Raw genomic sequence first — 24,724 nt, 5'->3', positions numbered from 1 at the left:
TTATATCAATTACAAAATTAAGATTTATTATGTTAAATAAAAATCCCCCAGAACTATCAAAACCTGAGGATTCTTAAAAAAAATGATGGAAAGGTATTAATAATCGTATTTTACAAAACAAGGCGAAAAAAAATAGATTGTTTGAAATCAACAATTAAAATGTAAAAAAATCAGTTTATTTACGAATTAACTATCTACTTTGTTTCTGATCCAGATAACAAAATCATCTTTGGTTTCAATCCCCAAACGTTTTCTAAGATTGTACTTATTATTCTTGATTGTTTTGATCGCTTTAAATGTATATTCCGCAATATCTTTTGTATTGAAACCAAGATAAATGTACGCACAAAGAATAAGTTCTGAATATTTGAGGTCTGGATTTGTAGCCAACAATTTACCTCTAAAATCTGGATAAACTTCCTGAAATCTGCCCCAAAATTCCGGAGAATTATCCTTAGCCAATTGCACTATTTCCTCGATAGATTCATTGATTTTGAGTTTCAACTCTTGGGTTTCTTCTTCTTTTTTGCTAATGATGGTTTCTTTCTCAGTCAGCAATTCAGTGGTTTTTTTTCTCTGCTGTTTAGCAAAGATGATATTCCTGATAAAAATTAAAAAGATAATTAGTGCAATGATAAAAACACCAATTGCTACTTTTTTAAGAAGTGACGTTTCTCCTTCGTGCAATTCATTTTTATCTTTAACGATTTGATTAACAGAACTATTGATACTTTTACTTTTTGCTTTTGTCAAACTATCCTGTAATCTGGAAAATTTGCGTTCGTACTTCACAGTCAGTTTGTAATCGTTTAGTTTTTCATAAGATCTGGATAAGCCGAGATAAGTTTTTAAAACCTCATCCATCGCCTTAGTTTCCAGTCCGAGTTTTTCTGCTTTTGAATAATAATTGACCGCTTCTTTGTAATTTTTTTTGTCTTCGTGATACTTTCCCCATTGATTGTTAAGTATCGTTTTTTCAAAAGTAAACGTTGGGTTTTTATCCAGAAAAGAAGTGGATTTGTTCAAGTAAAACTCAATAGAATCATTATTCTTATTCTCTTTGATATGATAAAAAGTGAGAAAAGATAGTATGTATGCGTTCTCTTCTATGTGTTTTGCTTTCCAAGCATATGGTATGGCCAGCTCATTCTTGTTGATCTGAGAATAGACAGCAGCCAAATTTTCGTACGAGTACAGCAAGTAAGTTTCGCGGTCATATTGGTCCTTTATTTTTTTTGCAAAACCCTCACCCAGCTTAAACTGTTCTATTGCTTGATCTTTAGAAACATCGGACTCATTGTAATTTCTTCCGAGTTCTAGTGCAATGAATGCTTTTAATCTAAAATCATCTACATCCTTTGATATTGTTTTGGCTTTATCAAGCGCCTTCAGACTTTCTGAGTAGTTTCCTAAAGTGCAGTAAGCGTTTCCTAATCTGGAATAGCCCCAAGCTTCACCTTTGGTATAATCAATCGCTTTTGAGAGTTGAATAATCTGATTTCCCAATGGGATCAACTCTTTGTATTGTGCTTTGGAACGCAATCGGCTAGCCTCCTTAAAAATCAGTGAATCTATTTTCTTAATCTGAGATGTCTGAGCCTGAACAAAGGAAAAAGAGATGAAAATCAGCAAAAGAGATTTCATTGATTTATTTTTTTTAAATAAGAAATTTAAAATCATTTATTTTTAAGTTTTCAATCATACAAATTAGCAGCAACTCAACTTATCATTTCTGTACATTGAGAAATAAAATACAAAAATAACTTTTTTTATTTTTTGTTGATTTAAGAAATTGAATTTCACTAATAATCCTGTCTCAATTGATATTTTGATGAAAAAGGGCAACGCAATTATATTAACGTCGCCCCAAATATTAAGGTCTATATTTAATTCTCCGTTCTATTTCCAATAATTCCAAACACTGCCGTCGAATACCGCTAGACTTCTACTGGCTGTGTCGTAGCAAATCATTCCAGGATAAGGATCTTTCACATTGATATGCGGATTCTGAATCCAAGGCAAAACCATCGCTTTGTTTGTCGCTTCCAAAACCAATACACCCTTTGCATTGCTGGTTGCAGCTCCAATAATGGCGCCTTGAGTCTGACTCGTTTCTCCAGAAGTATTAGGTGTAATTTTAGCTTCACTTCCAGAATTACTAAGATTTACCCAACTGTTGTTTTCGTACATCTTTACCGTATCATCACTTCTGTCAAAAAGGAAGGTTCCGTTATTCGCAGAAGGTGTGCTTGCTAAAGCATTTGTCAGATTCTCCACGGAAGAAAGTATAATGCCTTTTTTATTGGTTACTGCATTATCAAACTCCAAAAGTACGCTACCATTGGTAATGGTAGATTTCCCGATTGCCACTTGTGCTCTCACATTGGTGACGGATAAGCTCAGAAAAATTATTAATATTAATTTTTTCATTTTGGTATTTTTTTTAATTAATTGGAAGTATCATTACAACTTCTCTCGATACATTTCCAATTGATGCCATTATAAAGTTTCACACAAGAATCCTGAATGTCATAGACCAACATTCCAGCAAATGGTGCGGTAATAGAATCTGTAGCTTGTGGCGTAAAACTCACATGATTGACTCTTGTAATCACCAATCCTTTTTCTTTGGATTCCAAAACAATATGTCCGTTTGGAATATTCTCTGGCCAACCTTCCTGTTTCTGCTGAACGGAGATTCCTACTTTCGTGATTTCACCTGTTCCGGCAGAAGGCGGTTGAGTACAATAGCAGTTTTTCACAGCGGCATTTTGAGAATCGCCAATAGTTTGTCCAGTTGTATTACTATATCCGCTAGGAAGCGTTGCAAACTGAGGCAAGCCAATATTAGTTCCTGAAGTGCTTACACAAGTTGTACAGATATTTTGATTTACTGTTGTGCTTCCACCGGAAAGTGTTCCTCCAGAAGTTAACAAACTTGCTTGGTTTATGTTTGCTCCACCTTCGAAGGCATCAGAACAGCCGTCTGCGTCAGAATCCAGATCTAATCGGTTTGGGATGCCGTCTCCATCTGAATCGCACTCCAGATATAACAGTACAGCATAAGTAGGATTGGCATGTGGTGTAGTGGTAGAGAATCCGAAATGCTTGGTACCGAAGTTCATATTGACATACCTCCAGTTTCCGGATCCGGTACTAGCAGGATTGTTGACTACTGATGTCGAAGCCGTCTGTAGATTCCTCAAGCTCTTGGCGCTTGATGTTTCTATGATATCCCATGTTCCTGGTACTGCCGTCTGATTTGCCATATCCGGCACTGTTACAGGAATCACTGTTGCACTATCATAGATATGAATAGTTTTGCTGTCCTGACCGTAATATTCAGGGTTTTGGCTCATTAGCACAAATGCACTCATGGTACCGGTAATTTTCCATACTGATGGTGTTTCTCCAACTTTAGTCCACCATGCATCTGATCCTGGATGCACAGAAGCATTGCTAAGCGAAATAATAACAGCTCCCGAGTTTACCGGATATCCGAATTTGGCACTCAGATCTCTGGTAACATTTTGATTTTTTGCTCCTAATGCCAGCCCGAAATCTGATGGAGTAATATTTGTCAAACCGCCTCCTGAGTAAACAGCAAACATATCATTAATCGTATTGCTACATTCCGCGGTGTCTAGAATCCCATCATTATCATCATCCATATCGCAGTAATCTGAAATGCCGTCTCCATCAGAATCCGGATTGGTAACAGATATTTCACAAGGATCTACAATGTCTGCCAAACCAAAATTGAGGTTACATCTGCTGTCAAATCCTCGCATTGCGATAGGATAAGCGGTTGCAGGAGCAACAGGCAATGTCTGGAATTTATTGGTCGGAATCGGTTGTGCTAATTGTGCAATGTAATTTACTGTTGGTATGGACTGGACTCGTACATTATCTACATAAATAAAATCATCTTGAATTCCGCTAGTTGTAAAACGAATCGTCATTCCTGTTCCTACTAAAGTAGATGGAATATTATAACTCTTTGTAGATGAGTTCAAATTGTTAATACTATGCAACGATCCTAATTCCGTCCAAGGTCCTGTAGCCGTAGGCCCAGCTTGAATCACTAGTCTTTCCGTGGCAAGTCCCTCAAGTCCTTCTCCTCTGTAATCAAATGTTAAGATGGCATTATTTGTAGCTCCGGTAACAGTTCTTTTTATTGATCTTGTCGCATCTCCAGTAAAACGAAGTTGTCCAGATACAATCTGGATACTGCCTGCACTTGGGGAAGTGGTTTCACCTTCTTCTACCCAACCTGAAGCCCAACCTGTTCCTGCAGTATAACTTACAGTAGCAAAATCGTGAATCGCTTGTGTTGTGGGAGCTGGCGTATCTACTTGAAACAAATAGTTTCCGTTTGATTCCGACATTTTTGTTTGGATTGGAGTCGTCTCAGATACATCCAAAATACCATTACCGTTCGTATCTCTGTATAGATTCACGGTATGTTGATAACCATCTTCGGTTAAATCCAAAACTGCATTATAATTCTCATCTGTAAATACTTTACCAGAAATATTATGTTTCCATTCTACATTATAACATCCAACCACTACTGTAACCACAGCTGTATCACACAATGATCTATCAGCATTACAGATTTGGTATGTAAGAGTATCTGTACCTGTGAATCCGGGATTTGGTGTATAAACAATAGTTCCATTTGGATTTACTGTATAGGTTCCGTTTAATGGATCTGCAACCACCGTTAATTGTGATGGATCCAAAACTCCGACATCATTATTTAAAACCGATATTGTAACTGGTGTGTCTGGAAAAGTGACACTTCTATCGTCATACGCCTCAAGGATGTGATTCATACATTCTGGTGTCAGTACATATCCCACGTCCAAAGCTGGATTACCTCCAGGAGCAGTAGCAGAATACTGTCCCCATACACCGGATATCTTGGTTCCATCACAAGTATAAATAGACATCCCTGTTTGATCACCATCATTGGGATCAAGGATTCGTAAAGATTGCAAAGCGCTAACTGGATATGCTATATCATATTTCAATCCACAAGGGCTTGTGCTACCACTTGTTCCTTTAACCTGCCCGTTGTATTTTACATAAATTGTAGTAGCGGTAGGTGTCGTAACCCATACCGGATGATAGTTCTGGCTAGGGCTTTGAGTCGTTCCATAGCGACCCGGCGCCCAAGCGGTAGATACAAAACTACTGAGTTGTTCTTCCGGTATCATACTAAATGCCCAGTCGAATCCTCCTGCATGCGACCCTGATCCATTGCTTACACTAGACTCAGCTACATCGATAACGGTTACCGCTGTAAAACTTTGTCCGCTTGCACTTTTGAATCTGTAAGCCGCTGCATCTGTAAGTTTCAATGAGGTATATCCATTGGCAGGAATCACGACGCTACCTGTGCTACCTAAACCACTTTGCCAGTTGACTGTGATTGGCGTACCAAGAGAATTGGCAAATATCGCATAAGTAGGTACCCCATCCACTGCATTCTCAATAGTATGTGGTGCCGTATGAACTGGCGAAAAATAAGTATTACCGTAGTATTTAGCTGGTAATAATGGAATGTTTCTAGTACCAAAATTAAATAAATCTCCAAAAACAAGATCTACCCCAACAGGATGGTTTGACGTAATAATTGCCCCGGATTTTATGTCGCTGGCGTTATTTTTATTAGGAGGCAGAGCAGCTCCCGTCTGGTTGGCATTTGCAGGAGGAGTTCCTGGCTCGGTCTCATTACCATCATAAAACCAAACCTGTCCTTCGGCTAATACCGGAGACTGAATAATACCACCAGATACATTAGGACCATTGTAATCTAATGTTACAACTGTTCCATTTTTAGACGCTCGTACAAAAACGCCTACATAATTAAACACTGTTGTGAACTGTGTCGGGTTTTGCAGATTATAAATATCTTCCCCGAAAGGGATAACATACAGATTACCAAATTTGGACATATCCACCACATTGGTCTTCAAGCTTTGCACCGGCATCAGAGGATTAGCAACGGTACCAGCATCTGCTACCACCTTTACCATTGTGATAGGATTGGATGTATATATTTTGTCACGGCCATCATACTGAATGGAGGAATTAGACGTTGTGTCTCCACCACCCGCTCGATAGGCGAATGTGGACTCAAGGTTTATAATTGCTCCTTCTGGCAATATATCTGTAGAATAACCTGGAGCAACGCCATTGGTTAGATTTCCATCACCCCAAACCTGCGTTGTAGATTGTGTTTTTGCACCCGTAGTAGCCTCAAATCCGTCTTCCCAATGGTCATAGTAAATCACGGTACCGGAAAAAATGGTCTTTATACTCAAGATATTTTGAGCTTGTGTTGTATGAGATGTACTGCTACTTGCGCTTCGTAATGCTTTCCTTAATTGAGTTGTATTTTCTGGAAAAGGAACATAATATGTATGTGGAAGTCCAACATTGGAACAAGCTGAAACGCCGTCACCTATAATCCTTACTGTTACAGTTGCATCAGAACAATCTCCCGCTGGAGCATTGCAAACTCTGTAGACAAATGTATCTATTCCAACAAAGTTACCATTCGGAAGATAGGTCAACTGACCGCCCGTACTAATTTGAACAATACCATTTGCAGGTTGCGTAACAAGTGTTAAGGTGGAAGCATTTGGACTACAAAGATCGTTTGTCAATACATTAAAATTCAAAGGTGTACCTACTTCTCCAGCAGCTTCGTCATCTATTGCATGTACAGCTTTTGAACTAACTACAAATGTAGCAGAAGCCGTTGTGCTGCATCCCGACGCTAAAGCAGTGATTGTAGAAGTTCCGATCCAATTGGCAGGATAGGTTACTCTTCCTGTGGAAGCAATAATAGAAGGCTGAGTTCCTGTTCCCGTATTGCTAATACTGTACGTTATACTTGTTGCTCCAGAAGCTGTAGCTGTGTAGTCTACAGAACCTGCACTGGAGCATCGTCTATTTGAATTGCTTGCAAATACCGGAGTACCTACTTGCGGTCCTGTGGTTACTGTATGCGTAGATGTTTTCGGTCCTTTGCAACCTTGTGCGGTAGCGGTTATGACACTTGTACCTGACCAGTTTGCGGCATAGGTTACGGTTCCCGTAGAAGCATTGATCGCGGGTTGAGTACCAGTTCCTGAATTGGAAATACTATATATAATACTTGTTGCACCAGCAGAATTGGCGGTATATGTAGTACCTATTGTTCCCGGACATCTGTTGCTAGAATTACCTAAAACGAACACGGGAGCAGAAATCTCTGGTGAACAAATCGTGTATGTAACAACTAACTCTGCTGCTCTACTGGTACTTCCATTATACGCATAAGCTTTTCGATAGTTAGAGTTTCCGCTAGTGTCCTGAATTATTACACTTATATTGTTTCCACTTGCCCATCCTGCACGATCTACAATTTGCTGAATTATTGTTTTTATATCAGGTGTATTATAAGTACTACTACTGCTCCAAGAAGCAGGAGACCAATCTACAGAAACAGTCTTTGGAAGATCTGTCAGGTGATAATTAGCATTAGAAAAAGCAGCACCACTATTGGTATTATGTCCAAATATTCTTAAAGAAACTGATCCGCTGGAAGAACCATCTGCAGTAAAACGAACATAGGCATTCGTGATAGTAGCTCCTTGTGGAATACTTAAGTCCCTAAAAAGAAGTCCAATGGTCTGGTTTCTTTGATTATCAAAATCGTCATACCCAAGTTCAAGATCGGTGCTATCAAAATACATCTTTCCTGATAAAGCTTGTTCAACATCATCATTAGCCAACGAAATTCTTTTACTGACTGTAGTCTGAGCGAAAACTTGGGTAACATTTAAAGCTAAAAATATTATAGAAAACATCAACAGCTTAATGTTAGAATATAAAATAAAATGTCTTTTCATTTGTTTTAAAAATTTGTGTAATAGAAATCAGTTCTAACAGTTTTTCAACTGAAGAAGTCAAGAATAATTTTTAAGATTTTTGGAGAATTTTAAATGAATGCAGGAGGTGCTCTACCAGAAAAAAGCATCCAAAATTCTATCCTAATATTTTGAATATCAGAATAAATACTATTTTTTAAATTTTCGAAAATTGGAGAACCAAAAATGATAATGGGCTTCAATAAAAATTTCGAATGAAAGTCTTTTGAAGAAACCACAGCTTTTGTAATTGACTCACTGATCGAGTAAAAAACATTTGTCTGAGAAGAAGGATATATATGTTCTTGAATGTGTTTAGCAACATATTTTTTAGTCTCAATCGGTTTTACAGACTTTTCAAGAACATTCTTTTTTGCGATAGATTGATGCTTATCATTAGAATTTGGGGATTTTACAACGACTATCTTTCCCTCAACAGCATTCTCCAAATCAATGATAGTTGTTCCTGCAGTGATGTATATTTCCACTTTGGATTGAACACTATCTTTATGATCTGAAATAATAGAATCAGAGACCATCGTTTCTTCTTCAAAATCATATTTTGGTATCGTTCCAATACCAACGTGCGCAGAAATAATTTGAATCAAAAACAAAAACAAAATCCCAAACACTTTTCTCTTATAGAGAAAAATGTTTGGTCTAATGTCTTTCAAAATTTGTGTTCTTGCCATCATTGCGATATTTGAAAAAATATAAATTTACTTTTTCAATGAGGCAAAGAAACAAAATTACATTTCAGAGTAGTAAAAAACAGAGTCCCAACAGATACCCTAATCATTTAAAAAACTAATAATCAATACATTAAAACAATCTATCAAAATTAACAAAAGATAATTTCAGCTACTATTTCCATCGATTCAGCTAGTGTGACATTTATATAAAATTGAAAATAATTCTACTTTAATGTGTTATTTTTACGAATTTCAAATCCAAAACATAACGCAAAAGCATAAAAAAAGCCTCCAAAATTTAATTTGAAGGCTTTGATAATTTTAAATTTAATGAAATTATTTCTTGATAAATTTCTCTTGATAAACCGCTTTTTCTGTCACTACTTTTAGAATGTAATTTCCTTTTTGAAGTGCATTCACGTCAACCTGTCCGTTATTGATTTTGACATTAAACTGTCTTCCAGAAATATCAAAAACAGAAATCTCAACCAATTTGTCCTGTGTCTTGATATTCAAAATATCGGCTGTTGGATTTGGATAGATGCTAAGTTGCAATTTCTTGATTTCGGCTGTTGCCAATGATGATGAACTCACAGAAATGGTTTTTTCCACCACTCTACCATTGGAATTAAAACTGATAACCACAGAAGCAGTTCCCGCATTGATTGGCGTCAAAACCAACTCGTCATTGGAATTGATTTCTGCTTTGATAGACGAAGTGTTGCTATTAGATTTGATAGATTTTACAATTGCTAAAGCAAGATTATCATCATCAGAAACCACATTTTTCAAATCGATAATAGAAACACCTGTCAAAGAAATTTCTGTTGGAAAACTTGCATTCAAAATCGGCTCGCTCACATCCGGGAAAACCGGCATCGATTGATACCAACCATTGCCAATTGTCAATAATGATTGCTGAACTTTGTCCTTATTAAATCTAATGATTCTATCTGTGTAATAAAATTCATTCGGCGTAATAATAAAATCCTGATTCTTTGGATTAATACGGATTCCAGCACCATAGATATCGCCAGCTGAACTTGGCACTGTCAAATAATTTTCATCAAAAACTTTAGCATCCACATCAAACTTCACCAAAGTATTACTCGTTGACCAACCATCGATTGGGAAAAAGTAAAGTGAATTCTCCTTAATACTTGCCGTGAAAGGCCCCGCATTCCAAGCACCCCAGCTTCCATCATACTTTTTCGTCGGAATGGCATAGTTGGTTTGTGCAAATGTCGTAGGATTGATGTTCACCAATTGATTGCTTTTGATAGCCCAAACACTTCCGTCTTTCGCCTGCACAATAGAATTAAAAGAGCCAGAAATAGTCTGAACAATCTGATGAGTCTTAGGATTGATGACAAAAATCCCCAGATCTTGCTTGATAGCAAAAACGTATTGCGACGTGCGAATCATATTTCCAATTTGGTTCAAAGTTTTGTACGGATCCGGACTTGCATCCACAACCACATCAGTTCCTGGAATCAAAGCGCCAATTGCCAAATTTTCTATATCAAAAAGATAGATGCCGTTGGATGTTCCGATGTAGCCGGTTTTCTCATCCACACCAAGAAAAGAACGACCATCTTTTCCATCAATCTCATTGAAACCTTTCAATTTTTTAAGTGTCACAGCGTCTGCAACCACCAATCTTCCGCCTGCAGAATAAGTTGCGTCATTGTCACTTGCCTGCTTGGAAACCACAAAGAGCTTTCCGCCATACACAGTTCCAAATTGCGCCGTCGCACCAAAAGCACCATTGCTATTTTCTGTGGCGTAAGGACGATAAACGATTTGATCATTATTATCAATAAAGTTAAGAGAACCATTCGCAGAACCAAATTGACCTTCATTAATCATAAAATACCCGTTGGTATAATTCTGTGCCTGGCCCCAAATCCCGAATGCAATTGCCGAGAATAAATAGAATTTTTTCATAAGTTTTACTAAAAATATTTGTTGTTATTTATTTTAAAAAGAGATTGTAAGCGCCTGCCACTTCGGTAGAAATCTCACCAAGCCAACCAGCTTCCTGATTGGTTGCAGTGTAAACTTTCACGAAATCAATTCCGGGAAGTGTGACGTATTTACCGTTTTTGTCCACCGCCCAAGAAATATCGATATTGGAAGCTTCGTCGTTATTTGGTGCATTATCAGCATAGCCGAAAGCGTAAGATTTTCCAACCCAGAAAGTTCCCGTTCCACTTTGGTCAATATAATTATCCGCAATCTTAGTTCCTGATAATGTATAACTTACATTAGAAAACCAAAGCGGATAATAACTCTGTGTGTTGAATGAATTCTTGGTTTTAAATCCACTATTTCCCTGATTATCTTCCCACTTCACGTGCTCGATATCCAATTGCCAAGATGCGCTTCCTTTCACAGGAATATGATTATCTGCCTGTTTGTGATATGTGATGGCATAATCCTTTATGGTTGAATCTTTGAAATATTCGCTTCCTGCGATTTCGTACCATTCGTCAGCATCGGGTTTTCCGTTTTTATTTTTGTCGTAAGCCACCATTATGATTCCAGGTTCGCAGTTTCCGGTGCGTTCCGGTCCAGTTCCATTTGCCCAAAAAGCATTTCCAAGAACTTTGAAATCTCGACCATTCATATTTGGAATCGTGTGATCAAAGCCAAAAACCACGTAACCTCCGAAACCACCAAGTGTCAAAGCTTTTGAGTTTTCTCCGATGAGATATTCGCTCGCTTTGGTCAACATTTTTTCTGAGTTGTCGCCCGTTTCGAAAATTGGAAGTTTGTTGATGAACTGCCCAACTGCAGGCTGATATTCCAAGACTTTAGAAATATATTTACTGTAAGCGGTATTTTCTTTATTAACAATGATTTTCGAAGTGTAAGTTGTTGTGGTTCCATTGCTTTCAACCTTCAAAGTCAAAGGATAAGTTTTGGCGTAAGGGCTGATAAAATCCAAATCCAAATTGTTAGAAATCACCGAATCATTCACGCTCCAAATGAGTTTTGAGTTGGCAGAAATTTCAGGCGCAATGTTCAGAACTTTGAAGCGGTCTATCGTGTAAGAATCTTTCAGAAGTGCGATAGGTGTAGTTCCGCCGTCAACCTCATCTCTTTCACTTTTACAAGCGATAATTCCAAGGGAAAGTAAGGCGTAAATAGCTAATTTTGGATTAATATTTTTCATATTTATAATGATTTATTTGTATAAAAAAGTGAAGTGCGCAGGGATATTTCCGGCTTCTGTTTTCCATTTGAATTTTCCATTTTTATCGAAACAATAGACAAATCCCGTGGAAACATAATTCCGAGCATCGGTGATGTAAATATCTTCTGTGATTGGGTTAACGGCAATTCCATAAGGCGTTTTGATTTCGTCCGCATATTGCTGATCAATGATTTTATTGGAAATGATCTGCTCGGTTTTCACATCGATGATTCCGAAAGATTTGTTGGAAGTATTGGTGTTGTAATTGAAGTCGTTGCCGAAATAATAAAGCTTGTCGTTCACAATCGTCATTTCGCTAACGGCAATTTTGAAGTCTTTTTTCACCGCTCCAGAAATCGGATCTACTAAAAATAAGCTGGATGAAATATCATAATAATTACCTCTCGAACTCACATACAAGTCGCCGTAATTATCCTTTTCGACGTGATGAAGATTGATGGCTACATCGATTTTTTTGGTTTCTGTAAACAAACTTAAATCCACAACCGAAACCGTTCTGTCGTAATTAGGAAAACGGTAACCGCCAGAGTTGGCGACATAAAGATTATTTCCGATGATCTGCATCTCTTCCGGCTGATAACCAACCACAACTTCTCTCTTTACAGAAAGCGAAAGGGTATCAATCTCGACCACTTTTCCGAGCGGTGCATTGGGTTCCAAAACGATTGGCCCAGCATAACTTGATGCATAGACTTTCCCTTCATTAAAAGTGACATATCTGCAATTTTCAAGATTAATGGTTTTAATTCGCCTCGCTGTTTTCGCGTCCAAAACTTCGATTTTATTGGAAACATTGATGACTGCGTAGAGTTTGCTTCCGTAGATTTTGATGTCATTTCCCACATCGCCCAATTCCTTCACCACATCCGGATTGATTTCCGCGTAGATATTTCTTCGGTAATTTCCCGTGGTGTAATCAAAGAAATCCAAAGTCGATTTGTTGCTTCCCATATTGCCTTCATTCAAAAGATAAAATCCTTTGATAGCCGTATTTTCAGGTGGAGCAAGACCTTCCTCAACTTCTGGACGCACAATGATTTCATCCGTTCGGCAAGACATTAATAAAACCAATGCGATTAGGTCTAAAATGATGATTATTTTCTTCATAATGTAAAGCTTAAGATGAGTTTGAAATTCCGTCCCGGCATTGGATAATTCAGCACGACATCATAATATTGATTGAAAATATTATTGACCTCAAAACTGGCTTTGAACTGATGATTTTTCCAATTCATCTTTTTCTGAACCGACAAATCGTGCGTATACCAAGGCTGAATGTAATTGTACTGAATGTTGTTCTGCTGACCATCGTAACGCTCGCCAACGTAAACAAAACTGTAATTGAAACTCCAATCTTTGTAATCTGACATCAAAGAAAAAGTCCCGGAATGCCAAGGTGTGTAAGGAATCTGATGACCAAAATACGTCTCTCCACGGTCCGAAAAATCTCTGGCGCGTTGGAAAGTATAATTGATTAAAGGCTTGATTTTGAGTTTCCCGAAATGCATTTCACCCTGAAGATTGACATCCGTTCCCAAGATTTCTACTTCGCCAAGATTCAACATCATCCATCGGAACATATTTCCGGTTGGTGAAGCGATGATTTTGTTTTCAACTTTGTTAAAATAGCCATCCACTTTAAAATATAAAGCTTTGAAATTCTGATTGTTAAAATCCTTATGATAGGTAAAACCCAGATTGTATTGATTCGTAAATTCCGGCTCAAGGAAAGAATTGCCAATCATCGTGTAGTACAAATCATTGAAAGTTGGCATTCGGAAAATCCGTTTGTAGAACGCTCTCAAAGTAAAATCCTTGGAATCAAAAGGTTGATAACTCAAAAAAGTGGCTGGCGTCCAAATATTTTTATCCGGCGATTTTGCATTAAGCTGAACATCTTCGTGAACAAAAGTTCCCAAAACACTGCCCAAGAATTTGAGCTTTTTCCACTGATAAGTCGTTGCAAAGGAAACCAAAGATGTGTAACGCGTCGGGAAAGAAAAATTGACCAAATCCGCATCAAGATTGTTATATTGAAAATCGAAACTCGCGCTGACATCCCAATCCGGCGTTACAGAATAAATATTGGAAGAAGACAAATAAACTTCTCTCTGGATGTATTGATTTTGAATTTTAATTGATGAAACCGTGTCGATATATTTTGTGTAATCGTAAGCAAATTTCGCTTTGAACTGAGTCTCAAACTTGGGAAATAGTTTCTTTCGGAAGTTGGCTTGAACGAAATAATTCTCTTCCACCAAACGCTGTCCTCTTCCATCAAACCTATTATTCACAATCGCAGACGGAATCCCACGATTTGAAATGTAACCGTAACCTCGCACGTTCCAAGTCCCGTTGTTCATAATTCCGTGGAAACTGGTTTCGAATCGTTTGGCTTTGATATCAGAATCAAATCGTCTGGCAATTGTGTCATACGCCAAAGCGCCGTCCGGATATTTTTTGTAATATCGAAATCTGTAAACGCCATCGCTCTGCAAAAATTCTGAACTGAAACTCGCTGAAATTTTATCTGAAATCTTCTGTTCCAATCGGAAAGACGGATTGAACAAATCAATTGAACTGTTCTTCAATCTCAGAACGAGATTTGTTTTTTTATCAAATTTAAAATTGGGCGTTTTTGGCTGAAGATAAATCGAACCTGACGAACCAAAATCTTTAGCAGGCTGGAAAATTTCAGATTTTTGTCCGTTGTAAAGTGAGATTTCCTCGATATCATCCAAAGAAAATCTTCCTAAATCCACAACGCCGTTTTGCGCATTTCCCAATTGGATGCCGTCATAGAAAACACCAACGTGCTGGCTTCCCATACTTCGAATATTGATTGTCTTGAGTCCGCCAATTCCACCGTAATCTTTGATTTGAACACCTGAAAAATACCGCAAAGCATCGGCAACGGATTGGCTGTTGAGTCTTTCCAATTGTTCTCCGGAAAGCGTTTGAACTGGTAAAATTTCTTTAAAATTCTTTTTGTAAACTTCAACTTTAAGAATCTCTGTTTCGTCTATCGTGTCTTTTTTGGACTGGGAAAAACAGAAAGATGAGGCTGTCGCAAATATTGCAACAGCGGTTGTGAAAAACCGGGAAGTAAGTCGTGTCACCATTAGCTCATATCGAATAATGATGACGCTAATGGAGGTAAGAAAGCAAGGATAATGCACAGTAGATGCTGTACAAAATCATTGTTGACTAAGCTTTATTCCACGAAAGCGTCAAATATTAAACTTCTGGCAGGTCTCCTGACTTACTTCATTTTTGAAATCCTTCCCATTCGCCAATGCGAACAGTGGATATAATTTTCAAAAACCTTTTTGTGAAGCTTACAGTAGCGGGTCTGTTCCGGATTTTCACCGGATTCCCTATTAAGCGCTTTTTACGGCTCACCAGATTGGCGCAAAGATATATAAAATAGATTTAAAAATTCAATTAAAAAAAGCGATAGAAAACCCATCACTTTTAAGTTTGTCACAAGACCAAATCCTTGGGAAGCTGATTGGTAATAGCTTAATTCTAGTTTATCTCAGATATTAACGAACTTATCCTGCTAAAATTTTCAGGTTTTGCAAATGCATCGGCGATAAAACGTCCAATATTAGAATACTATCAAATATTGAAAACATTTTCCAGATGTTTCGGATAATTATCTAAATCTTCAACAATATTGCCATCTTTAAAAATATCGAAACAGTTGTAATCTGCCACAATTTCAACACCACAAAAACGGTAATTGCTGGTGATCTGAATGAGAACATCTGCCGTACTTCTACCTTCAAAAAGAAGTTGATTTGGGTCATCAAAACTTGCTTTTGGAGCGTTCCAAGTGCTGCAAATCATAAACTTTTTTCCTAGCATATTTCCGCCGGTTCCGTATTGCTTGGCTAAGTCTTCACGCGTTCTGCCATCGCCGGAAAGAAATCGCGCATCTTGTAAACCAGCGTTGAAAACTTCGTCAACATATTTTTTGTAGATCCACGGCGCACCAAACCAATTAATAGGCGTTTGCAAAATGATAAAATCAGCTTCAAGATGTTTTCCGACTTCTTTTTCTGCATCATAACCGTCCTCTACTTTTGTTTCTAAAACTTCAAAACCTTTAAACAAGAAAAACTCTTTTGCTTTTTGATGGAAAGCATCATTCAGAAGACCTTCGGACCAGTTTGGATATTTTAAATGTGTATTGATTAAGAGAACTTTTTTATTTGATTTCATAGTAATTTCTATTGAATATTTTTATTGGATGTTAAACACTTTTTGCAAATAGGCAGGATAATTTTCTAAATCTTGTTTGATGTGTTTGTTGTGATAAACATCGTAACAATAATGTCCGGGAACCACTTCAAAACCCGTGAACAGGTAATTTGCGGCTATATTAAACAAAGCATCATCGGCAGTTTTACCTTTCCAAAGTGGATTTTTAGGATTGTTGAAACTTTCTTCCGGGGCGTTCCAGGTTGCGGAAATCATAAACTTTTTACCAATCATTTTTCCGCCCATTCCGTATTGTTTTGAGCCTTCTTCCGCTGTACGTCCATCGCCTGAAAGGAATTTTTTACTTTTTAAAGCGCTGTTAAAAACTTCGTCCACATATTTTTTGTAAATCCAAGGTGTATTTTCCCAATTTATCGGTGTTTGTAGAATGACAATATCGGCTTGCAAATGTTTTTCAACTTCGTCATCAGCATTGTAACCGTCTTCAACTTTTGTTTCTAAAACTTTGTAATTTTTTGAGATAAAAAACTCCTTTGCCACATTATAAAAGGAAGTGTTTAATTTCCCTTCCGACCAACCGGGATAAGTCACATGTGTGTTGATTAGTAAAACCGTTTTCTGTGTAGATTTATCTTTTGAAGAAGAATTTTGAGCGTTCAAGTTTATTCCAAACGACAAGAATATCAGGAATGATAGAAGGCTGTTTTTTGCTTTCATTGATTTATATTTAATTATAAAACAAAGGTAAAAGCTATCAGAAAGAACTATGGAAACAGATTACCAATAAAAAAGAAACAAATTACGGTTTATAAACATTTGAATATTATAAGATTCTTCATTCAATAAAAAACGACAGCTCGATTGTACAAAATTTGCAAATCAAGCTGTCGGTTATAGTTTTCCGTTTTCTTGTTCCGAACTTAGCTCCAGAAAATATCTTCGGCATCCTGGTCTTCAGAAAATAACCAAACCTGTACGATCTTTTCGTTCACGACTTCAAACAAATCCACACCATTCATATCAATCGTTTTTTCGCCATTTTTCCCGCTAAAACGCACTGGGAAAGACACAAAATTTCCGTTTGACATCAAATCGCCTGTTGGATTTACTACCAATGAACCATTTGTGATCTCCATCATTTCGCCCAACATTTTGCCAATCTCGTCTAGTCCATTTTTTGTTCCAGACAATCTATGATTTCCGGGTTGATGCCATCTTGCATCGGGACTGAAATGCGAAAATGCCGTTGGAATGTCACCTTGTGAAAGTGCTACTGAATAAGCTGTTACTACTTCTTTTGTTGTCATAAATTTATATTTTTTTTAATTAAGTCTCTCGTATTTTTCACATTAGTATAAAAAATGATAACGCACTCAGAAATGCATTGTGAAAATCTGCATCTTCAAAAGAATCATTTTGAATATCAATTAATTATAAATGCTTTTCTTATTTATATTTCTTAAAATTATTTGTACAAAATTATCGTATTACTTACTTTTGTACAAGTACTTACATATAAGTAAAGTACCTACCAAATGGTTAGAATAACTGATTATCAATGAATAAAAACATCATAAAATATCAAGCTTACGATGCGACCTGTCCAGTGCGAGCGTCATTAATGCTGTTGAGCGGAAAATGGACGCTAATGATTTTATTTCAAATCAATGAAAATGTGATGCGGTATGGAGAACTGAAAAGAGCGGTTGTAGGCATCAGTGAAAAAATGTTGATACAGGAGTTGAATATGCTTGTTGAAAACAAATTGGTGACAAAAAAAATCTATCCCGAAATCCCACCAAAAGTAGAATATCAGCTGACAGAATTGGGACTGAAAACTTTGCCAATCGTCGATAAATTGGCTGAATTTGGATTGGAAAATTTAGTATGATTTAGACACAATTATTTTTTCTTCATCGCCTGCAATCGAAATTCTTTTGGTGTAAGATTTACCTGCTTTTTAAAAAATTTTGAAAAGTAATTCGGATATTCAAACCCCAATTCATAAGCGACTTCGGTTGTGTTCATTTTTTGATTTTCCAGCAACAATTCTTTTGCTTTTTTAATCACAAAATCGTGAATATTTTCTAATGCTGATTTTTGGGTAAAATGTTTAACGATATCGCCCAGATAATTCGCTGTCAAACCCAGTTTGTCTGCAAAATACTGCACATTTGGAAGTTGTGAAACAGGCTGATTGTAATAATCAATAATGCTTTGCTGAAAATCTGTAACGATGTGATTGTATTGTTTTGGATCGGTAGAAAATTGTCGCTTGTAAAATGCTTCCACTAACGAGATCAACACATTGATGTAAGACAAAAGAACGTTGAAATTTCGTTTTTCACTTTCGTAATATTTCATCATTAATTTAAAAACGGCAGAAATTTCCTTCACTTCATCATCCGTCAAATGCAACGCTTCGTGTTGCCCATAATCCAAATAAGTTTTGAATAAAAATCTATTTTCTTCAATGAATTTTTTAGACAATTGGAGATACATTCCTTGGTAAGTCGGTTCCACATCCCAACCTTCACTCACAACCATTTCCGGACTGTTGAAAAATACCGCAGTAATAGGTTTTTTCGTTGGAGTATTTTTATTAATCAAATTTATTTTGATCGAAATTCTATAAAAATCTACCGCAACAGCTTCAGACTTAGACAACATATTGGGTGGATCGTAATAGCCAACATCAATGTCGTTGTCTAAAGGTTGATTTAAACCGAGATATTCGTTGTACGCTGCGAAGGTTTTAAAGTTCTTCATTCTTAAATTAAAAAAATCAACATAAATTAATGCTAATTTAATACAAAAAGTCGAAGTAAATTTTTCAGATTTAGTACGATTTTTTTTTAAAAGAACAACGAAGCAGAAAAAATCTGCTTCGTTGTTAATCATCTTATTTTGACAAATATCTCCAAGAATAACTTTTATGCACAATTTTCCAGGAGCCTTCGTATTTTAATAATAAAAAATAGTCTGTGAAAACGCGATCATTAGGAATTAAAATCTCCGCTTTTGCAATGGCTGCATCTTTTTCAATGTCAATTGATATGATTTTTCCAATTCTATTGACTTTTTCACCGACTTTCACATTCGAAATATATTCTTCTCCCGAGCGTATCCACAAAGCATCTTTGGCGACGGTGTATAAATTAAAATCCGAGTGAAACGCTTTTCGAAGTCTTTCTGGTTGTCCATGTCCATAAACCACGCATCGTAAAGATATTTCTTCTGCAAAATATCATGAATTGATATAGCCAATTGGGATCGCGCCACCTTTCGGACTGATAAAATCGACCTGATAACCAGCTTTTACAAAAACATCATACGGAACAACGATTTCCTCGAAATGATTGGCTGTACTGATTTTAGTATTTCCATAGAAATCCTGATTGGAGGTGACAAATAGGATTTTATTTTGAGCTCGAATAGTTGTATTAAAACCGATTACAGACAAAATTAGTACGAATAAAATACTCAATTTTTGGTTCATCATTATTTTTGATTTTAATGAAATTAATATTGACTATTTCGATTTCGATGCAGGAACTTCAACTGTTTTATGCGGCGTTCTGGTTGAAATTTTATCGACTAAAAACCAACCATCTTTTGTTTTCATCAAATTAAAATAATCCGTAAAAAGCAGTTTCGAAGTACTGATTTCCACTTTGGCAACGGCTGCTGTATTTGTGACATCAATAAAAACAATTCGACCAGACCAATTGCTGGATTTTGCGTGAGGCGCCGTATTGAAACGTTCTATATATTTTGCTTTTTTGATAATGTTCAACTGTTGGTCGTCTTCGAGATATTTCAGTTGCCAAGAGTCGTGAAAGGATTTTGAAACCTTCACAGAATCACTTGTTCCAACACCATCGATGTACAGATTTAAAGTTTTTTCGATTTGATGCCAATCGCTCGATTTGTCGTCAGTTTGGGCACTTGCATTTAGAAATAAAAGATTGAACCCAATCAATAAAAGTACTTTTCTCATTTTTTTAATGATTTAAAATTGTTAAAATTTATGAGTACAAATATCTGGGAAACGCTTTATCTAAAGGCTTTCATTTATATTTTAGGAGTTTGATTTTTAAAATAGAACTTATTTGGAATGCAATTTCTGGTATTCTGCAGGCGTAGAACCCGTGATTTTTTTGAATGCTGTGAAAAAAGTTGATTTTGAACTGAAACCACTATCGTAACCCAAACCTTCGATGGTGAAATTGCTTTCGGTTTGCAAGAGTTGTTTTGCTTTTTCAACACGGTATTCTTTGATGAGATTTGAGAAGGATTTACCCAAGGTTTCATTGATGTATTGCGATAGTAGGTGCTTCGTTACTTGAAGTTCTTTTGCAACCATTTCTAAAGTAAGATTTGGATCGAGGAACAATTCTTTTTCAACAATTATTGAAAGTTTTTGCTCCATTAGATTCAAAGTTTCTTGGTCAATTGCTTTGTTTTTGTATTTCTCTTTCTCCTGAAAAAAAGTAGTTTCTCGGCTATTTCTGAAAATCACCAATAACAGAATTAAATAGAACACAAAAGAAAACGACAACGCTCCTACAATGTAAGAGGCATACGCACCAAATTTGTAAGCCAGCCAAATCACAACCACGCCAAAATAAATGCTAAGCAACCAAACATCAAGGTCTTTTAATTTTTCTTTCGCTTTTAATTTTTTAAAAATGGGTTTCAGATATTTGAATGAAGTTATGATGTAAATCAACCATTGAAAATAGATTCCCGTCACAATCCAATTGCTCCAAATTTTGCGATGATCCACATAAGGATAGAAAATTCCTAGAATTGTAATTCCAATGATGAATGGAATTGTATGAATTGTCCAATTTGATTTCTCTTGGTTTGAATAAGACTTGAGATATAAAAACAAAAACGGACCAATCAAAATGCAAGCAGAAAGCCCAATCTGAATAAAAATATTTGACAACTGCGGATTGAAATAGAAAAAAACAGACTTGATAATTCTAATACTTAAAACCAACAACAGCAAGGCTAAAAAATAGTTGGCGAAAATTTTCTTCTTCGCATTAACTGCAAAATATATCGAAAGCAGAAAACCGTTGAACGCGCCTAACGCACTAAAAAAGAAAAGCAACTGATTCGGCTCTGTCATTATTAAAGTAAAAAATTATCAGTGCTAAAATACTAAAATTAAATCAAGCTCAGGTTTGTTTTGGAACAGCTATTTAGAATTTAATTTTTGATTAAAATCCCATTTATCAAGCATTCTTAACAAGTAGCACATTATTTGTAACTGCTAATTGAAAGTCATTCTAAAATGGAAAAAGAAACAAAAAAGAAAATCAGACCTCAGCAAAAACAAAGGCGTCCGGGTTTGGAAGAAAAGATGAATCCGCTTCCAGAAACCAATCCAATTGATTATCCAAAAGGTGGAAAACTAAAAGATAAAGTCGCAATCATAACCGGTGGCGACAGCGGCATTGGAAAAGCAGTTGCTTTACTATTTGCAAAGGAAGGTGCGAAGATTGTAATTGCATATCTCAGCGAAACGAAAGACGCGAAAGAAACTAAAAAGGAAGTTGAAGCTTACAATGTCGATTGCAAAATCATCAAAGCCGACCTCTCCAAAGAAAATCAATGTAAAAAAATTATTAGCGAAACCATCAAAAGCTTTGGGAAAATTGATATTTTGGTCAACAACGTCGCTTTACATTGGGAGTCAGAATCTATAGACGAAATTTCGACAGAACAACTTTTACGAACATTTCAGAATAATTTTTTCTCTTATTTCTGGACAACGAAATACGCCTTGAAACATCTTAAAAAAGGTGCAAGTATCATCAACACATCATCCGTAACCGCTTATCGAGGCAGTCCTGAATTGATTGATTACGCTTCTACCAAAGGTGCAATTATTTCCTTCACCAGAAGTTTGTCTGCCAACCTTGTTGAAAAAGGAATTCGTGTGAATGCCGTTGCGCCTGGACCAATTTGGACACCACTAATTGCGTCATCATTTAAACCAAAAAAGAATTCAGAATTTGGGAGCGATTCGCCAATGAAACGTGCCGGAATGCCAAATGAAGTGGCACCTAGTTTTCTATTTCTCGCCAGTAAAGACTCAAGTTTCATCAGCGGGCAAGTTCTTCATCCGAATGGCGGGGAAATTGTAAATGGATAAATCATATTAATAAAAATCAATCACAAAAATAAAATATTATGTCAACACAAGATCTTACAAGCCAAGAGGCAATCAAAAAAATCAAGGAACTTTCTGAAAAAGCGAGAATCTGCATGTTCTGCACGGAACTCGATAGATTACCAGTAAACTCCCGACCAATGGGATTGCAGGAAACCGACGAAAACGGAAATCTTTGGTTCATCAGCAGTGAAACGAGCAACAAGAATTTCGAAATCAAAGAAGACAAACGCGTTCAGCTTTACTTTATGAACAACAGCAATTCCGAATATCTTTCGGTTTTTGGTGAAGCGTTTATCTACACAGACAGATCAACCATCGAAGACAAATGGTCGCCAATGGCCAACGCTTGGTTCGATGGAAAAGAGGATCCGAACGTTTCCATTATCCGAGTTGAGCCTAAGGAAACTTACTATTGGGACACAAAAGCTGGAAAATTAGTAAGTCTTCTAACTTTCGCCACCGCTGCAATTACTGGAAATAAAACCGATAATTCTGACGGTGTGGAAGGAACAGCGAAGATTTAAAATCAAAAATTTAAATCATATAAAATCTCCAGTAAAATTTTGCTGGAGATTTTATATGAAATTAAAAGTTGTTTTCAAGACAAATAATATTTGTTCCTTTGCAAAACAAACCGATTAGTATTTTATGAAAAAGTCTCAAGAAACCCGTTTGAATATTCTCCAAAAAGCATTTGATTTGATTTACAAAAATGGATATCAGACGACAAGTGTGGACGAAATTATTGCAACCACTCAAGTAACAAAAGGTGCTTTCTATTACCATTTTAAAACGAAAGATGAAATGGGTTTGGCGATTCTAAATGAGTTGATGATTCCGAACTTCAAAAACACTTTCATCAAACCATTTGAAAATGATGGAAATCCGCTGGATACGATTTACAGTTTACTGCATTATTTACTGATGGAAAGTGAAGATTTAAAAGTTGAATACGGTTGTCCAGCCTCCAATTTCACTCAAGAAATGGCTCCTTGGAATGTTGAATTTACAAAAGCATTAAATACGCTTTCCTTAGATTGGGAAAAAACAATGATTGACGCAATTGAAAAAGCAAAAGAAAATGAAATTATCAAAACTGAAGTTTCCGCTAAGGAAGTTGCTGTTTTTGTGATGTCTGGTTATTGGGGCGTGAGAAATTTAGGTAAATTAGAAAATTCAAAATCGGTGTATCTTATTTACTTAAAGGGACTTAAGTCTTATTTTGAAACTCTTAAATAATTTTTTCAATAAAAAACATACTAATTAGTATGTTTTTTATTTACTTTTGCTTCATCAAAATAATTGATGATGTATCAGACGCTTACATTTTTGCACTCCACATTTCGATGGCTGGTTTTACTAAGTTTGCTCTACTCAATTTTTAGAGTTTACAAAGGTTATTTTAAACAAAAAGAATTTACAAAAACAGATAATTCAGTAAGACATTGGACAGCTACGATTGCCCAAATTCAATTGGTTTTGGGAATTACATTATATTCTCAAAGTCCTATTATCAAATACTTTTGGAAAAATTTTAACGAAGCTAAAGAATCATTTGATTTAATCTTTTTCGGGTTGATTCATATTTTTCTGATGCTGTTTTCCATTATTTTAATAACAATTGGTTCTTCAATTTCTAAAAGAAAAACGACTGATAAAGAAAAATTTAAAACAATGCTGCTTTACTTTTCAATCGCTTTACTTATTATTTTCATTGCTATTCCGTGGCCATTTTCTCCACTTGCAAACAGACCTTATTTCAGATAATTATGATTGATCTATTTAAAACCAAAATCGGACGTTTGAGAATCATTGCCATTCTTGAAGGGATTTCATTATTAACCTTAATATTCATCGCCGTTCCGCTGAAATACGGATTTGATAATCCAGCTTTAGTAAAAATGATGGGACCAATTCACGGTTCATTATTTCTACTGTTTTTATTCAATACTTTGAGCGTTGGTGTTGAACAAAACTGGAAATTCAAAGACACAACGTGGAAAGTACTTTTGGCGTGCATCATTCCATTTGGAACATTCTATATTGATAAAAAAATACTGAGCAAATTATGAAGAATATCCTGATTTTTTGTGGCATTATCCTACTGATTTACGTTGTTTACAGAGTTTATAAATACCAGACTTTAGACGAGGGTTTAGATAAATTAATTAAAAACGGCGCCATAATTCTCGATGTAAGAACAGAAAAAGAGTTTGAAATGGGTCATATTTCCGGTTCACAGAATATTTCTTTAGGCGAAATCAGAGAAAGATATATTGAACTTGACAAAAATAAAACCTACATCACAGTTTGTTCGCACGGTTTGAGAAGCGTAAAAGTTGAACATATTTTAAAAGAAAAAGGTTTCAAAAAAGTTTATAACGGTGGAGCTTGCAGCGATTTGCAGAAAAGTCTGGATTTAAAATAATTTGGTCAGTTTTTTGAATATTCAGAAATAACCAATTATTAT

At 36.2% G+C, this 24,724-nt stretch carries 23 protein-coding genes and 1 riboswitch; of the genes, 7 read left to right on the top strand and 16 right to left on the bottom strand.

Features of this window, described 5'->3' with window-relative positions; translation table 11 throughout:
* Window positions 1-186: 186 nt before the first annotated feature.
* The 11 genes from B0I22_RS15435 to B0I22_RS15385 form a co-directional block, all read right to left on the bottom strand.
* Window positions 187-1,644, bottom strand: coding sequence for a tetratricopeptide repeat protein (locus B0I22_RS15435; protein WP_133946373.1), 1,458 nt, complete (start codon window positions 1,642-1,644; stop codon window positions 187-189).
* Window positions 1,645-1,899: 255 nt separating this feature from the next.
* On the bottom strand, window positions 1,900-2,430 hold the full coding sequence (locus tag B0I22_RS15430) for a hypothetical protein (protein WP_133946372.1): 531 nt from the start codon (window positions 2,428-2,430) through the stop codon (window positions 1,900-1,902).
* Between the two features lie 17 nt (window positions 2,431-2,447).
* On the bottom strand, window positions 2,448-7,865 hold the full coding sequence (locus B0I22_RS15425; protein WP_133946370.1) for an Ig-like domain-containing protein: 5,418 nt from the start codon (window positions 7,863-7,865) through the stop codon (window positions 2,448-2,450).
* A gap of 131 nt (window positions 7,866-7,996) precedes the next feature.
* Window positions 7,997-8,617 carry a hypothetical protein gene (locus tag B0I22_RS15420; protein ID WP_133946368.1) on the bottom strand — a complete coding sequence of 207 codons (621 nt, stop codon included), beginning with the start codon at window positions 8,615-8,617 and terminating at the stop codon, window positions 7,997-7,999.
* Window positions 8,618-8,953: 336 nt separating this feature from the next.
* Window positions 8,954-10,564 (bottom strand): DUF5074 domain-containing protein, encoded by a 1,611-nt coding sequence (locus B0I22_RS15415; protein WP_133946366.1) that lies wholly within the window; start codon window positions 10,562-10,564, stop codon window positions 8,954-8,956.
* Between the two features lie 28 nt (window positions 10,565-10,592).
* Window positions 10,593-11,795, bottom strand: coding sequence for a cell surface protein (locus B0I22_RS15410; protein ID WP_133946364.1), 1,203 nt, complete (start codon window positions 11,793-11,795; stop codon window positions 10,593-10,595).
* 12 nt (window positions 11,796-11,807) lie between these two features.
* Window positions 11,808-12,944: a YncE family protein gene (locus tag B0I22_RS15405; RefSeq protein ID WP_133946362.1), complete on the bottom strand. Its 1,137-nt coding sequence runs from the start codon at window positions 12,942-12,944 to the stop codon at window positions 11,808-11,810.
* On the bottom strand, window positions 12,941-14,959 hold the full coding sequence (locus B0I22_RS15400) for a TonB-dependent receptor plug domain-containing protein (RefSeq protein ID WP_133946360.1): 2,019 nt from the start codon (window positions 14,957-14,959) through the stop codon (window positions 12,941-12,943). Before B0I22_RS15400 ends, B0I22_RS15405 begins: the two co-directional genes overlap by 4 nt.
* A 108-nt stretch (window positions 14,960-15,067) precedes the next feature.
* Window positions 15,068-15,258, bottom strand: a riboswitch (cobalamin riboswitch).
* Between the two features lie 200 nt (window positions 15,259-15,458).
* Window positions 15,459-16,064: an NAD(P)H-dependent oxidoreductase gene (locus B0I22_RS15395; protein WP_133946359.1), complete on the bottom strand. Its 606-nt coding sequence runs from the start codon at window positions 16,062-16,064 to the stop codon at window positions 15,459-15,461.
* A gap of 21 nt (window positions 16,065-16,085) precedes the next feature.
* A complete protein-coding gene (locus B0I22_RS15390; protein WP_133946357.1) occupies window positions 16,086-16,781 on the bottom strand; it encodes an NAD(P)H-dependent oxidoreductase in 696 nt (231 codons plus the stop codon).
* 203 nt (window positions 16,782-16,984) lie between these two features.
* Window positions 16,985-17,371: a nuclear transport factor 2 family protein gene (locus B0I22_RS15385; protein WP_133946355.1), complete on the bottom strand. Its 387-nt coding sequence runs from the start codon at window positions 17,369-17,371 to the stop codon at window positions 16,985-16,987.
* Window positions 17,372-17,622: 251 nt separating this feature from the next.
* Here B0I22_RS15385 and B0I22_RS15380 point away from each other — a divergent pair, with 251 nt between their 5' ends.
* The gene (locus B0I22_RS15380; protein WP_133946353.1) at window positions 17,623-17,955 is read left to right on the top strand and encodes a winged helix-turn-helix transcriptional regulator; all 333 of its coding nucleotides are present in this window, start codon (window positions 17,623-17,625) and stop codon (window positions 17,953-17,955) included.
* An 11-nt stretch (window positions 17,956-17,966) separates the two neighbouring features.
* On the opposite strand, the gene B0I22_RS15375 is transcribed toward B0I22_RS15380, so the two are convergent.
* The 5 genes from B0I22_RS15375 to B0I22_RS15355 all read right to left on the bottom strand — a co-directional run bounded on the left by B0I22_RS15375 (window position 17,967) and on the right by B0I22_RS15355 (window position 21,204).
* Window positions 17,967-18,833, bottom strand: a complete 867-nt coding sequence (locus tag B0I22_RS15375) for a helix-turn-helix domain-containing protein (RefSeq protein ID WP_133946351.1) — start codon at window positions 18,831-18,833, stop codon at window positions 17,967-17,969.
* Window positions 18,834-18,966: 133 nt separating this feature from the next.
* On the bottom strand, window positions 18,967-19,281 hold the full coding sequence (locus B0I22_RS15370; protein ID WP_246022254.1) for a nuclear transport factor 2 family protein: 315 nt from the start codon (window positions 19,279-19,281) through the stop codon (window positions 18,967-18,969).
* A 30-nt stretch (window positions 19,282-19,311) separates the two neighbouring features.
* Window positions 19,312-19,566, bottom strand: a complete 255-nt coding sequence (locus B0I22_RS15365) for a type 1 glutamine amidotransferase family protein (RefSeq protein WP_133946347.1) — start codon at window positions 19,564-19,566, stop codon at window positions 19,312-19,314.
* Window positions 19,567-19,596: 30 nt separating this feature from the next.
* Complete coding sequence (locus tag B0I22_RS15360) at window positions 19,597-20,064, bottom strand: nuclear transport factor 2 family protein (RefSeq protein ID WP_133946345.1); 468 nt, start codon at window positions 20,062-20,064, stop codon at window positions 19,597-19,599.
* A gap of 108 nt (window positions 20,065-20,172) precedes the next feature.
* Window positions 20,173-21,204, bottom strand: coding sequence for a helix-turn-helix domain-containing protein (locus B0I22_RS15355; RefSeq protein WP_133946344.1), 1,032 nt, complete (start codon window positions 21,202-21,204; stop codon window positions 20,173-20,175).
* A 165-nt stretch (window positions 21,205-21,369) separates the two neighbouring features.
* On the opposite strand from B0I22_RS15355, the gene B0I22_RS15350 reads away from it, so the two are divergent.
* From B0I22_RS15350 to B0I22_RS15325, 6 genes are all read left to right on the top strand, one after another.
* Window positions 21,370-22,233: an SDR family oxidoreductase gene (locus B0I22_RS15350; RefSeq protein ID WP_133946342.1), complete on the top strand. Its 864-nt coding sequence runs from the start codon at window positions 21,370-21,372 to the stop codon at window positions 22,231-22,233.
* Between the two features lie 38 nt (window positions 22,234-22,271).
* Entirely contained in the window at window positions 22,272-22,778 is a 507-nt protein-coding gene (locus B0I22_RS15345; protein WP_133946340.1) for a pyridoxamine 5'-phosphate oxidase family protein, read from the top strand.
* A 124-nt stretch (window positions 22,779-22,902) separates the two neighbouring features.
* Entirely contained in the window at window positions 22,903-23,493 is a 591-nt protein-coding gene (locus B0I22_RS15340) for a TetR/AcrR family transcriptional regulator (RefSeq protein WP_133946338.1), read from the top strand.
* Window positions 23,494-23,559: 66 nt separating this feature from the next.
* Window positions 23,560-24,021: a hypothetical protein gene (locus B0I22_RS15335; protein WP_246022253.1), complete on the top strand. Its 462-nt coding sequence runs from the start codon at window positions 23,560-23,562 to the stop codon at window positions 24,019-24,021.
* A 2-nt stretch (window positions 24,022-24,023) separates the two neighbouring features.
* Window positions 24,024-24,326, top strand: a complete 303-nt coding sequence (locus B0I22_RS15330; protein ID WP_133946336.1) for a DUF3817 domain-containing protein — start codon at window positions 24,024-24,026, stop codon at window positions 24,324-24,326.
* Complete coding sequence (locus B0I22_RS15325; protein ID WP_133946335.1) at window positions 24,323-24,682, top strand: rhodanese-like domain-containing protein; 360 nt, start codon at window positions 24,323-24,325, stop codon at window positions 24,680-24,682. Before B0I22_RS15330 ends, B0I22_RS15325 begins: the two co-directional genes overlap by 4 nt.
* The last annotated feature ends 42 nt before the right edge of the window (window positions 24,683-24,724 follow it).

Origin of the sequence: Epilithonimonas xixisoli (assembly GCF_004365655.1) — a bacterium.
GTDB classification, from domain to species: Bacteria; Bacteroidota; Bacteroidia; order Flavobacteriales; family Weeksellaceae; genus Epilithonimonas; species Epilithonimonas xixisoli.
Note: the sequence above shows the minus strand (reverse complement) of the source record. Positions and strands in the feature narration are given on the sequence as shown.